At 68.1% G+C, this 12562-nt stretch carries 10 protein-coding genes; 2 read left to right on the forward strand and 8 right to left on the reverse strand.

Annotated elements, in window-relative coordinates:
* Positions 1-38: 38 nt before the first annotated feature.
* Both F8566_RS44930 and F8566_RS44935 read right to left on the reverse strand, forming a co-directional pair.
* Positions 39-2759, reverse strand: coding sequence for an AAA family ATPase (locus tag F8566_RS44930; protein WP_192810209.1), 2721 nt, complete (start codon positions 2757-2759; stop codon positions 39-41).
* 14 nt (positions 2760-2773) lie between these two features.
* The gene (locus F8566_RS44935; protein WP_151569724.1) at positions 2774-3010 is read right to left on the reverse strand and encodes a hypothetical protein; all 237 of its coding nucleotides are present in this window, start codon (positions 3008-3010) and stop codon (positions 2774-2776) included.
* A 480-nt stretch (positions 3011-3490) separates the two neighbouring features.
* Here F8566_RS44935 and F8566_RS44940 point away from each other — a divergent pair, with 480 nt between their 5' ends.
* Positions 3491-4441 carry a LuxR C-terminal-related transcriptional regulator gene (locus F8566_RS44940; RefSeq protein ID WP_404800404.1) on the forward strand — a complete coding sequence of 317 codons (951 nt, stop codon included), beginning with the start codon at positions 3491-3493 and terminating at the stop codon, positions 4439-4441.
* 63 nt (positions 4442-4504) lie between these two features.
* Positions 4505-5518 (forward strand): dTDP-glucose 4,6-dehydratase, encoded by a 1014-nt coding sequence (rfbB, locus tag F8566_RS44945; RefSeq protein ID WP_151569728.1) that lies wholly within the window; start codon positions 4505-4507, stop codon positions 5516-5518.
* Here the strand turns inward: rfbB and F8566_RS44950 are convergent.
* The 6 genes from F8566_RS44950 to F8566_RS50610 form a co-directional block, all read right to left on the reverse strand.
* Positions 5515-6621, reverse strand: a complete 1107-nt coding sequence (locus tag F8566_RS44950; protein WP_151569730.1) for a nucleotide disphospho-sugar-binding domain-containing protein — start codon at positions 6619-6621, stop codon at positions 5515-5517. The two genes, rfbB and F8566_RS44950, sit on opposite strands and share 4 nt — an antisense overlap.
* A 128-nt stretch (positions 6622-6749) precedes the next feature.
* On the reverse strand, positions 6750-8708 hold the full coding sequence (locus tag F8566_RS44955) for an acyl-CoA dehydrogenase family protein (protein ID WP_225994102.1): 1959 nt from the start codon (positions 8706-8708) through the stop codon (positions 6750-6752).
* 110 nt (positions 8709-8818) lie between these two features.
* Positions 8819-9205 (reverse strand): RNA-binding S4 domain-containing protein, encoded by a 387-nt coding sequence (locus F8566_RS44960; RefSeq protein ID WP_151569734.1) that lies wholly within the window; start codon positions 9203-9205, stop codon positions 8819-8821.
* Positions 9206-9345: 140 nt separating this feature from the next.
* Positions 9346-11157, reverse strand: coding sequence for an ABC transporter ATP-binding protein (locus F8566_RS44965; RefSeq protein ID WP_225994103.1), 1812 nt, complete (start codon positions 11155-11157; stop codon positions 9346-9348).
* A gap of 351 nt (positions 11158-11508) precedes the next feature.
* Positions 11509-12030, reverse strand: a complete 522-nt coding sequence (locus tag F8566_RS53195; protein WP_192810210.1) for a S26 family signal peptidase — start codon at positions 12028-12030, stop codon at positions 11509-11511.
* The gene (locus F8566_RS50610; protein ID WP_192810211.1) at positions 12027-12560 is read right to left on the reverse strand and encodes a TlpA family protein disulfide reductase; all 534 of its coding nucleotides are present in this window, start codon (positions 12558-12560) and stop codon (positions 12027-12029) included. The genes F8566_RS53195 and F8566_RS50610 overlap by 4 nt, the downstream gene beginning before the upstream one ends.
* Positions 12561-12562: the final 2 nt, after the last annotated feature.

Genomic DNA, 12562 nt, shown 5'->3' on the forward strand with positions numbered 1-12562 from the left:
GGACCCGGGCTTTCGGGGTGGTCGATCAGGGTGGTCGTTCAGGCGGGGGCCAGTGCTTCGGCGGCGGTCGTTTCGGCTTCGCCGGCCAGGGCCATGGGGAGGTCGGCCCGGCGAGTGATGGCCAGCTTCCGGTAGGCGCTGGTCAGATGCTGCTCGACCGTGCTGACGGTGACATAGAGCTTGCGGCCGATCTCGCGGTTGGTGTGCCCGGAGGCCGCGAGACTGGCCACGCGGCGTTCGGCGTCGCTGAGAATGAGGGCGCCGTTGGCGTGTTCGGGCCGGGCCGGCTTGGAGTTGGGCTTGCCGGGGCTGAGGAGCGCGGCCAAGGAGGTGGCACCGCAGACCTTGCCTTCCTGCTCGGCGCGGCGGGCCGTGAGCCGGGCCTGGCTCAGCTCGCCTTGTTCGCGGTAAGCCTGGCTCAAGTCGGCCAGGGCATAGGCGAGTTCCCGGTGGTCGTCGCAACGTTCCAAGAGTTGGACGGCCTCCTGGAGCAGGAGAACGCGTTCCGGCACCGGCCCCGCCGCCGCCTTGACGCGCAGGGTGATGCCCCGCAGGCGGACGTCTGAGGGACCCGGGCCCAGACGGCCCAGCTGCTCGGTCAGCAGGACGCGGGCCTTCCCTGTACTGCCGAGGCGCAGGTGGGCCTGGGCCATGTCGGTCCGCCAGGGGACGGCCGCCGGAATGTCCAGGTCCCATTCCTTCATGAGCGCGCCGCAGCGTTCGAAGTCGTCGAGTGCCGCGAGCGGACGTCCGGCGGCGAGGTGGTGATGGCCGCTGGCATGCAGATAGTGCAGGCCGAAGACCGTGTCGAACATCGCGTCGGGGACGAGCTGGTCCAGCAGCTCGGTGGCCTTGCCGTGCCGGTGCAGCGCGGTGTTGGCCAGGACGCGGGTGCAGAGCGGGAGGCCGACGAGAACACCCCAGCTCTGCGGGTGCAGCGCGTTGAGCGCTTCTTTGGCCTGGTCGTCGGCTTCCAGCAGCTTTCCCTGGCGGAGCGCTATGGCGGCGCGGACGGCCTGGAGCATCGCCTGCCAGGTGGTCGAGCCCCGCCGTTCGGCCTCGCCGAGCAGCGTCTCGTGCCAGAACAGGGCCTTGCGCCGCTCACCGGCGTACTCCAGGAGGAGAAGGGCGATCGCGCCTGCCTCGGGGATCGTGTCGCCGAGGAAACTGCCCTGGAGCACATGCTCGGCGCCGCTGAGACCGTCCTCGATCGCGCCCCGCCGGACGGCCGGAGGCCGAGCGGCCTCCTTGCCGGCGAGGAGCCGGAGCGGCGAACCGTAGATCCAGCCGTAGGAGAAGGTCAGCTCGGTCACGGCGCGGGCGTCGGCCCGGCCCGCGGTGACGGCCAGCGCCTCAAGCGACTCGGTGGCGGCCTGCAGATCGCCGTTCCACAGTAGGTGCCTGATGATCGGCATGGCCTCGTGGCGGGCCAGCACACCGGCCCGCAGCGCGTCGTGCAGGGAGGGCAGGTGCCGCGCCGCCGCGGCCGGGTTGAACCGCCAGGCCCAGCGGACCAGGGCGATGCGCAGGCACCGCCGCTCGGACTCATCCCCGCACTCGCGGATCGCCAGCTCCAGGCTCCTGCCCGCGAGCTCGACGTCACCGGAACCCAGCGGCTGCTCGGCGGCCTGCCGGAGCACCCGCAGCGCCCAGTCGCCGGGCACGGCGTCGGCGCCGACCAGATGGCGCGCGACCTCGATCGGCTCGGCGCCCTGCTCGTACAGGAGTTCGGCGGCGCGGGCGTGCAGCTGGGTGGCGAGCTCAGTCGTCAGGCTGTAGAGGACGGTCGTGCGGATCTCGGGATGCCGGAACCGTCCCGACCGCAGCAGCCCGGCACCGTCGAGCACCGCCAGCATCTGCGTGACCGTGGTCGGCTTCATGCCGAGCAGACCGCCGACCAGCTCCGGTGTGGCGTGCTCGTTCAGCACGGCCAGGCCGATCGCGACCCTGATCAGATCCGGGTCCCAGCGGTGCAGGCAGTCCAGGAGCGCTTGGCGGAACGTCTCTCCCGCGCCGGCGCCCGCCCGGTGGTCCTCGATGAGCGCCTGGACGAGCAGCGGGTTGCCGCCGGTGATCTGGTAGCAGCGGGGAGCCAGCTCCACCCGGGAGGTGGCGCCGAGCCGATGCTCGACCAGCTCGGCGACACCGTCACGGGACACCCGGCCCAGCATGATCCGGCGATGCGGCCGGCGGACGACCTCCGCGTGGAAGACCGATCGCAGCAGGCTCGGCCGCGCCCACTCGGTGAGCGCCATGAAGATCCGCGCCGACCGCATCCGGCGGCGCAGGTAGAGCAGCACCTGCAGGGACGCGTGATCGGCGAACTGGACATCGTCGACACTGATCACGACGGGGCGGGTCCGGGCCAGTTCGAGGACCAGGGCCGACAGGCCGTGCAGCTGTCCGGTGTCGGTCGGCCGCACGGCCTTGTCGTCGGCGTCGTCGTCGAGCGCCTCAACGCGGATCAGGGATGTGGCCCTGTCGACGACTTCGGGCGGCAGGGACGCGCTGTGCAGGAGTTGCCACATAACGCCCATCTGAAGCCGTTGTTCGTCGCGTGCGCCCGCCGCGGTCAGAAGCAGCGCGCCCGACTCGTTGGCGAATTCGGCGACGGCGCCCAGCAGTTCGGTCTTTCCGCTGGCCAGGCCCCCAGTGATCAGGACCATCTGCCCGTGGTCGGCGGCCGAGCTGGAAATCGATTCCCGCAGGACCTCGTGGGTGTACTTTCTTTCAGCCGGTATGAACGGTGGTACTTCCACCCTTCAGCCCCCTGTCAAGGAAGTGGGTCTTCACCTAGCTTGAGCGGGGATATTTCTTTTACCCGCCAGCCATCGAGTAGTGGGGAATAGGACAACAGCCGTTGTCCGAACGTTTCTACTGTGGCCTTGGCTGCGGCGGGCGATTCGGCGAGCAGGAAGACCACGACTTCCATTTCAGTCCCGTGCCGGCGGGCGTAGAGATGTTCCAGATGGTCCGAAGGGCGGGCGAGTGCCCAGGCCAGGTCGCACATCGTCGCGGGCGACAGAGTGGTCGGGTGCGGGGCTGTGGGGCCCGGGGCCGTCGATGACGGGGCTGGAGAGGACGGGGCGCCGGCGCAGTCCACGGTTTCCAGAGTCATGCGAACTGCGTACACGGCTGATGCGATTTCCTCTCGTCAACCCCATGAGAATCCTCCGCCTGATCCGCTGGCCGCTACAGTGGCACAGTCGTGATCGAGCATTACTTGCGCTTCCGGATTCTGTGCCACCATTCCTCCTGGGTTTCGCAGCCTCTGATGACCGGTTGCTTGTCTGTTCTCCATCTTGGACACGCATTTGTCGAATGTCATCGATTCGACCTGGCAGCTTCCGTCATGGCAGCAAGGTGACAGGAGTTCCCAATGACAGCTTTGGGCCATGGACTTGATCGAGAGGTCTCTGACCAGCAAAACTATGGATCATGAAGACATGCTGCGGGAGGCGGAGTGCTGGAAGCGCTCGGTATCGATGAAGTGACAGAAAGCGTTTATCTCGCACTGCTCAAACATCCGGACGCCGGAGTGATGGCGACGGCCGAACGTCTCGGAATCACCGAGAAGGCCGTCAGGAAGGCGCTGGACCGGCTGACGGAACTCTCGCTCCTGCGCCGTTCGGCGGAGGAGCCGGGAACGCTGCTCCCCGTCAGTCCGGTCGTGGGGCTCAATATGCTGCTGGCCCGCAACCAGGAAGACCTGACGTTGCGGCACCGGCAGATCGAGCAGGCGAAAACCGTGGTGGAGGCCATCTCCGCCGAGTACGACGCCATGCAGGAATTCGACACCGGGGCCGTCAAGAAGCTCGACGGGATCGAGGCCGTACGCGCCAGGCTGGAGGAGCTCGCCCACAGCGCCCAGGACGACTGCCTGTCGTTCGTGGCGGGCCCGCAGCAGGAGGACGCACTCGAGGCCAGCCGCCCACTCGACCGGCTGGCCCTGGAACGCGGCGTCCGCATCCGGATCGTCTACCAGGAGAGTTTCCGCAACCATCCGGTCACCCTGCGGTACGTGCGGTGGCTGACCATGCTGGGCGGGGAGGCGCGCACGGTGCCGACCCTTCCGCTGCCGCTGGTCATCGTCGACCGTGAGGTGGCACTCGTCCCGCTCGATGCGGCTGACGTGCGGCTTGGCGCGCTGGAGGTGCGCAGCGGCGGTCTCGTCGGTGCGCTGTGCTCGCTCTTCGAGTACATCTGGATCTCGTCGATCCCGTTCGGCGACGAATTGGTCAAGGACGACATCGGCCTCGCCCCGCAGGAACGTGCCATTCTCCGGCTGCTGGCCAACGGCCAGACCGACGACAGTGTCGCGCGCGAACTGGGGCTCTCCGTGCGCACCGTGCGCCGCCAGGTATCGAGCCTCATGACCAAACTAGGGGCCAGAAGCCGCTTCCAGGCAGGGGTTCTCGCCGCTGAGAGAGACTGGCTCTAATAGGGGCCCCTAACCTTGCTCCCGGCCCATGGAAAACAGCTTTTCACTCCTTAGCCTTAGCCCATGACAGCGCTATTGGTAACCGGAGCCGCCGGATTCATCGGCTCCCACTTCGCGCGTTATTGGACGCGGCGGCATCCGGACGATACCGTCGTCGCGTTCGATGCGCTGACGTACGCCGGAACGGAGACCAACCTCGCCGACATCCGCGACCGGATCGTCTTCGTGCAGGGCGACATCGGCAACCTCGATCTGGTGCGGATCGTCCTGGACACCTACCAGGTCGACGTCGTGGTCAACTTCGCCGCCGAATCGCACAACAGCCTCGCCGTACTGGACCCGGCCCGGTTCTTCCGCACCAACGTGATGGGGACGCAGGCGCTGGCCGAGGCGTGCCGCCTCCAGCAGGTCGAACGCCTGCACCATGTCTCCACCTGCGAGGTCTACGGTGACCTCGCCCTGGACGACGACGCGGTGTTCACCGAGACGACGCCATACCGTCCCCGCACGCCCTACAACGCGAGCAAGGGCTCCGCCGACCATGTGATCCGGGCCTATCACGAGACGTTCGGACTGCCGGTCACCATCACCAACTGCGCCAACAACTACGGCAGCCACCAGTTTCCCGAGAAGGTGATCCCGCTCTTCACCACGCGGGCCCTCGACGGCCGCCCGCTCCCGGTCTACGCCAGCAGTGCCAACCGCCGCGAGTGGATCCATGCAGTCGACCACTGCCGGGCCATCGAGCTGGTCCTGCTGGAGGGCCGCGTCGGCGAGACGTACCACGTGGGCACCGGCGTCGAGGCGAGCGTCGAGGAGATCGCCGACCTCGTCCTGGACGAGCTCGGCCTGCCCGCCACCCTCAAGACCACCGTCCCCGACCGTCCCGGCCATGACCGCCGCTACCTCCTCGACTCCACCAAGCTCCGCGACGAACTCGGCTGGACCCCCGAGATCCCGTTCGACGCCGGAATCCGCGAGACCATCCGGTGGTACGCCGGCAACCGCGACTGGTGGTCCCCCCTGATCGGCCGGAGCCCCGTCCAGGAAGGCCAGTGGGCGACGGCGACGGTCTAGGCGCCGGCCAGGCACGAGAGCGTTGAGACGATCGCCGCAGGTGCGGGCTGGGCGCGGACCTCGTCCGCCAGGGCCTGAGCGGCCCGGGCGTAGGAGGTGTGCTCGAGGAGCGCCGTCACGGCCTCCGCCGCGGCGGAGGCGGAGGCTTCGGCGCCGACCAGCCTGATGGCGGCGCCGCTCGCGCTCAGCCGTTCGGAGTTGACGTACTGGTCGGTGCCTTGCGGGATCAGCAGCTGCGGGACGCCGTAGACGACGGCCGAGGACGAACTCCCCATCCCGCCGTGATGGATGATGGCGTCGCAGGTCGGCAGGACCTGGTTGAGCGGGACCCAACCGGCCATGACCACGCCTTCGGGCATCGGCCCGTGGCCCTCGGTCATCGCCGGGTCCATGCCGACGATGACCTCCCGCCCGTCCCCGGCCAGGCGTTCGGCGATGTCGACGACCAGCCGGCGCAGGGCGGCCGTTCCATGCCGGGGGAGGACGCTGCCGAACGTGAGGAGAACGCGGGGCCGCCCGCTGCGCGCCGGAACCCAGTCGGCGACGACCTCCGCCCCGTTGTAGGGGATGTAGCGCATGTGGGTGCCCGGCTCGGCATAGGGCTGCAGGAGGCTCGGGGCGCACGGGTACAGGGTGAGGTCGGGCCGGGGCAGCCCGGCCGGCTCCGCCAGCTCGGCCTCAGCGGCGTTCACGATCTCGGGTGGGACGGCCAGCCCCCAGTGATGCTGCACCCAGGGGATGCCCCGCTCGGTGGCGATCAGGCGGCCCGCGAACTCGGCGGGCTCGCTGATGAGCAGGTCGGGAGGGCCGGCCTTGAAGATGCCGGCCATCCCGTCGAGACAGCGCAGTCCGAGCCCCGCCCAGCCGCGTCCGCTGAGCTCGAAGGGATGCTCGGAGGAGTTCCCGTTGAACGCGGCGTAGTCCTCTTTGCCGAGAGTCTCGGAGACGATCTCAGCCGGCAACCCGGCACGCGTCACCGTCTCGGCGAAGTCCCGATGGCAGGCCACGACGACCTCATGACCCGCGGAACGCAGAGCCCAGGCCAGCGCCACCATCGGCGAGAAGTGCCCGAACAGGGGAATCGTGCTGACCAGAACGCGCAAGCGGCACCGCCTCAGAACGCGGGGGAGTTCCCGCCAATATAACGGCCCTGACGATCACCCCGAAAGATCTTCAGATGAAGATGCGCGGCACCAATGACGCCGATTCCCGGCGCCATTTTTCGGCGGCATCAGGCCAGCCGGCTCAATGACGCCGCAAAAGGATCGCCAAGCTTCCGGTACCGGACGATCGGGACGTCGAGAAGATGTGGGGGAATGGCGAAGCCGTCCACCAGGGTGCGGGCGTGCGGGCGCAGCAGCTTGCAGAGTTCGTTGACGGTCTCGAGCAGCGCCTTGGCGGTGGCCGGGCTGAGACGGCCGTGTTCGAGGAACCAGGCGCGGTCGGCCTCGATCGTGGACAGCACGTAGAGGTCGCAGACCCGGCCCAGCAGTTCGGTGGCGGCCTCGTCGCACCGGTCCAGGGCGGCGACGAAGGCCTCCAGGACGATCCGGTCGACATGGACGCGGGCCGCGCGCAGCACATGGTCCTGGGCGTCGTTGAAGACCTCGAACGGGTCGGCACCGTCGGAGGCGGCCCGGCGCAGCCGCCGGGCGAGTCCCTCCAGGACGTGCTTCTCCCTGTCCTCGAAGGCCTGCAACTGCCAGGCCCGGTCCAGCAGGTCGGCCTCGCTCGGCTCGCCGCGCGCGGTCAGAAGGCGGGCGATCGTGGAACGGGCCGCGGTGCGTTCGATCAGCGCCTCCGCGAACTGCTCGGCCACGAAGCGGGCCAGGCCGAGCGTGCCGAGGTCGTCCACGTCGTGTTGGAAGCGGGTGAGCAGCCCTTTGGCCACCAGCTGCAGCAGGACCGTGTTGTCGCCCTCGAACGTGGTGAAGACATCGGTGTCGGCCTTCAGCTGCGGCAGGCGGTTGGCCGTCAGATAGCCGGCGCCGCCGCATGCTTCCCGGCAGGCCTGGATGGTCTGCGTGGCGTGCCATGTCGATATCGCCTTGAGCCCGGCGGCCCGCGACTCCAACTCCCGCTGCCGCCAGTCCTCGACCTCGTCCTCACCGTGGAGGTCGTGCAGCGCGGTGACCAGCTCTTCCTGGGCGAAATGCAGCGCGTAGGCGGTGGCCAGCGCGGGCAGCAGCTTCCGCTGATGCGCCAGGTAGTCCAGGATCGGGACCTCGGTTCCGGTCCCAGGGCGGTCGAACTGGCGCCGCGCCTCGCCGTACCGGACGGCGAGGGTGAGCGCGGTCTTGGAGGCGGACCCCGCCCCGCCCGCGATGCTGACACGACCACGGATCAACGTGCCGAGCATGGTGAAGAACCGCCGTGCCGGGTTGTCGATCGGGCTGGAGTACACCCCTTCGGCGTCGACGTCGCCGAATCGGTTGAGCAGGGCCTCGCGCGGCACGCGGACGTGATCGAAATACAGGCGGCCGTTGTCGACCCCGTTCAGCCCGCCCTTGGGCCCGCAGTCCTCGATCCGCACCCCCGGGCATGGCCGTCCGTGCTCGTCCCGGATCGGCACGAGCAGGGCATGAACGCCGTGCGACTCCCCGCCGACGATCAACTGGGCGAAGACCACGGCCATCCGGCCGTCGCGGGCGGCGTTGCCGATGTAGTCCTTGCGGGCGCTCTCCACCGGCGTGTGGATCACGAACGCGCCGGCCTCGTACGTCGCCATGGTCTCCAGGTGGGCGACGTCGGAGCCGTGCCCGCTCTCGGTCATCGCGAAGCACCCGAGCAGCTCCAGATCCATGACCTGCCGGAGGTACAGGCGGTGGTGACGTTCCGTGCCCAGTGCCTGGATCGCCCCGCCGAACAGTCCCCACTGGACGCCCGCCTTCACCAGCAGCGACAGGTCGCCGAGTCCCAGCATCTCGAACGAGATCACAGAGCCGCCGATGTCGCCCTTCCCGCCGTACTCCTTGGGAAAGCCCTGCCGCGGATACCCCTCCTTGGCCAGCCGCCGCAGCTCCTCCAGGACCCTGGCGCGCTGCTCCTCGACGTCGCCGGTCTCGCCCGCGGGCGGCCTCAGCTCCTGCATCCGCCGGCGAGCGGCCTGGCGGACAGGCTCCCACCGGCCGTCCAGGACCCGGCGGAGCGCCTCCGGGTCGACTGCGTCCTCCAAGGGCGAAAGCTTCACCTGGTCCACCTTCCGGCCGTACGAGATCTTCCTCCGTACAGGCCGCTTACCCGCCAGTAGCCCATCCATGTCCCGGCGCCCAGGCCGGGACATGGATCGCCTTCGGCAGGTCAGTGGGGTGGGCGGCGGCCGAAGAGGCGCTCGATGCGGCGGCGCTCGCGCTTGGTGGGACGGCCCGCGCCACGGTCTCGGAGCCCGACCGGCATGGTCGCCTCGCGTGGCGGGCGCGGCGGGCTCTTGTCCACGTAGCATTCGGCGGCGATGGGAGCCCCGACCCGCTTGGTGATGATCCGGGAGATGATCACGACGCGTTCCCATCCCTCTTGGCGGATCCGCACCTCGTCGCCCACCCGCACCGTCTGCGCGGGCTTGGCACGGACCCCGTTCACCCGGACGTGACCGCCACGGCAGGCGGTGGAGGCCATCGAGCGGGTCTTGGCCAGCCGTACCGACCAGATCCAGCTGTCGACGCGCGTACTCACCTGCTCCTCTGCCATGCCGCCACTGTAATGCGCGGCCCGCCCGCCGATCTTGTGCATTTTCAGCGCAGCGGGCCGGGCGGTCGGGGCTGGACGGGCGGGCCGGCGACCAGGCCGCAGGTGGCGACCGCGCCGCAGGTGGCGAGCGGCAGCATGTGCTAGAAGACCTCAGTGCTGGGGACCGAGGTATAGCCGGACGCCTGGAGGTTGAAGAGCCTGGCGTACTCACCTTGGGCCGACAGCAGCGTTTCGTGGTCTCCGACCTCCACGATGACTCCATCGGACAGGACGACGATGGTGTCCGCGGACCGTACGGCGCCGAGCCGGTGCGAGATGAGCAGGCTCGTTCTGCCCGAACGGTGCCGTTTCAGCGAACTGTGGATCTCGTGTTCGGCCTCGGCGTCGAGTCCCGCGGCGGGTTCGTCGAGGATCATGAGGTCACGCTTGTCCCTCAGGAAGGCGCGGGCGAGGGCGAGGCGCTGCCACTGGCCGCCGGAGAGCGGAACGCCTGTCTCCGGGTCATCGGTGTCGCCCTCGAAGGAGTAGAAGACGCGGCTCAGCAGGGTCTCGTACCCTCGCGGCAGAGTGGCGATCTTTTCGTGAATGCCCGCGCGTTGTGCGGCGGCATGGACGAGGGCACGTTCATCGCGTTTCGCGAGGTCGCCCAGCTCGATGTTCTCGGCCGCGGTGAGGTCGTAGGTCATGTAATCCTGGAACACGATCCCGATGCGTTCCCGTAGTCCGGCTATGTCGAGGTCACGGATATCGACGCCGTCCCAACGGATCGATCCTCGTGTCGGATCGTAGAACCGGCATATCAGGCTCACCAGGGTTGATTTTCCGGCCCCGTTCAAGCCCACCAGCGCGAGGGTCTCGCCTTTGGCGATCCGCAGGTTGACGCCTTTCAGCACCCAGGGGTGATCCGCAGAGTAGCGGAACCATACATTGCGGAGTTCGATCTCGTTTTCCAGTGGTGTGACCGCTCGCGGGCGAGACGGAGCCGACAGGTCGGATTCCGCCTTTACGACCGTGCGGAAATGGTCGAACATCAGGATCGACTCGTGGCACCGGGCGATCGCGCCCGCGGATTCGAGCAGCGCGGCCTGAACGCCGTTGATGGCGGCGACGAAGAGTGTTATGTCGCCCACGGTGACCGTTCCGGCTTTGGCGGCCAGGATGCTCCAGAGGAGCACGGCCGCGGACAGGACCGCCCCCATCAACCCGAGCGACGACTGGCTGAGAAGTTCCCTGCGGTCCACTCGTTTCTTCGCGGCGTTCGCTTTCCGCCGTTCACCCAGCAGGCGGTCGCGGAAGTACGAGCCGAGGCCGAAGATGCGCACTTCCTTCGCGGCCTCGACGCTCGTCAGGAGCTGTGCGTAGAAAAGCTCGCGGCGCTCCACGGGACCGATCTCCCAGAACATCGCCGCCCGACGTCTCGATATGACGATCTCGGAGACGAGCATGGGGATGCCGCTGAACATCACCAGGCAGGTGATCCACGGGCTGATCACCAGCATGGCTCCCAGGAACCCGACGATCGTGATCACTGCCTGGACGAGGGCGAGCAGGCCCTCGACCGTCTGGTTGGGGCTCGTGGCCGCCGACTGCTGGGCGAGCCGCAGGCGGTCCAGGAACGCCGGGTCCTCGAACCGCGCCAGGCCGGTGAAGCCGTTCACCGCGGTGAGCAGCCGGTCCTGGGCGACGAGGCCGACCTGCCGGTCCAGTTCGGCTCGCAGGTACCGGGTGAGGTGCGGGATCACCGCGGCGCTGAGACCGGCCAGGCCAAGCCCGAACGTGTAGCCGACCAGCGTGCCCGTGCGCTGTCCCTGGACCAGGCCATCGATGATCAATTTGGTCAGCCAGGCGACGGCGACCGGCCCCGCGCCGGCGACCACGGCCAGCACGACATAGGCCGCGAAATGGAGAGGAGCCGCCCTCGCCGACAGAGCGATCACACTGATGAGGCGCACCGGGAACGGCCTCCCTTTCGGCCTAGCCGTCACTTTTGGCGTATCGGGAGTTTCACTCGCAGAACAGACGAGCACTCCTCTCGGTGCACGCCTGCTCCAGGATGGCGTGCACCGAGAGGAGAGCTGTTGTCCTGCTGGTTCAGCCGGTGCAGATCGCCACGCAGGACCTTCTCATCAGCAGAACGTCGCAACTTGCCTTGCGACAGTATTCGTATCTCATCTGACTCGCGGTCAGGCAGGACCCTACTGGTCCACACTGTACCCAGCAGTACGGCTCACAGGCCGCGGCCGCAGTAGTACGTGGAACGACGGCCGATATCATGGCGTCAGCCGCCCGCCGAATAAATTTGATCACGGAGGACCCTTCCCAGAGTGTGATGGTCTTGTCGCGAATGCTCGGCTACCAGGCTGCGGTGCCCTTTGTACTTTCAGCGCATCGATCACTTCCTTTCTTCGTACGGCGACACCGATGACCAAGTCGTTGGGAATGCAACCCCACGCCCTGGAGTCGCGGCTGTGCGGCCAATCTCCGAGCACGACCAGATGCTCAGCGGGCACGAATCTCGACTCTCCGGTGGTGGGGACGTGAGGCGGAACCGGGTCATCGGCTACAGCGGCAACGCGCTTGACGAGGAGCGGGTAGGGGGCGCCGGCGCCGTCGGGATTCCTGATGGCGACGATGTCGCCGGGGCGGACGGAACGGCCCGGCACACGCACCATGAGCAGACGTTCGCCGTCAACCAGGGTGGGCTTCATGCTCCCGCCCCGCACTGTGACGAGGAGCAGATAACGCCTGGCCAGCGCAAGTAAAAGGGCGATCGGCGCTAGGCACGCGGCAAGGCTGAGCCGCTTCTTTGCCGGCCGCTTCTTCACCGTGCGTCCACTTCCTGAACACGGGGCAAGCCTTCGAGTCCGTCGCAGGACACGGCGTTGGCCATGACGACCCCTTCCTTGAGCATCAGGAGGGTCGGGAAGGCGTTGACACCGAGTGCTGCCGCCGTCGAAGGCGGCCCTTCTTCGATGACGACGAAAGCATGGTCGTCGAACAAGGCGGCCAGTTCTCTCGCTTGCGCCGCGTCCCCCGCGATAAAGGCGAAGAACTGACCGGAGCCGTGCGAGAGACGGGCGAACTCGGGAAGTTGCTCCCGGCATGGTGCGCAACCGGTGTCGAAGAATCCGATGAAAGCCTCGCCAGAGCCGACCAGGGCCCTGTCGACAGGGCTGCCGTCCGTGGTCGTCGCCGAGAAGTCTTGCAAGGCGGTCCCCACCGGAGGGCTGGATGAAGGCAACGTACCGGTGGAGGCGAGTTCGGCGATCCGTGTTTCGTGCTCTTTGACGCGCCGGACGACGCCATAGGTGAAGAGCAGATTGATGACGCCTATCACTGCGACGGCGGCGCTCATGC

The organism is Actinomadura rudentiformis, assembly GCF_008923185.1.
GTDB classification, from domain to species: Bacteria; Actinomycetota; Actinomycetes; order Streptosporangiales; family Streptosporangiaceae; genus Spirillospora; species Spirillospora rudentiformis.

Coding starts and splice junctions, on each gene's coding strand:
- F8566_RS44935 (WP_151569724.1), bottom strand. CDS start 3,010: ATGTGCGACCTGGCCTGGGCACTCGCCCGCCCTTCGGACCATCTGGAA.
- rfbB (WP_151569728.1), top strand. CDS start 4,505: ATGACAGCGCTATTGGTAACCGGAGCCGCCGGATTCATCGGCTCCCAC.
- F8566_RS44960 (WP_151569734.1), bottom strand. CDS start 9,205: ATGGCAGAGGAGCAGGTGAGTACGCGCGTCGACAGCTGGATCTGGTCG.
- F8566_RS50610 (WP_192810211.1), bottom strand. CDS start 12,560: ATGAGCGCCGCCGTCGCAGTGATAGGCGTCATCAATCTGCTCTTCACC.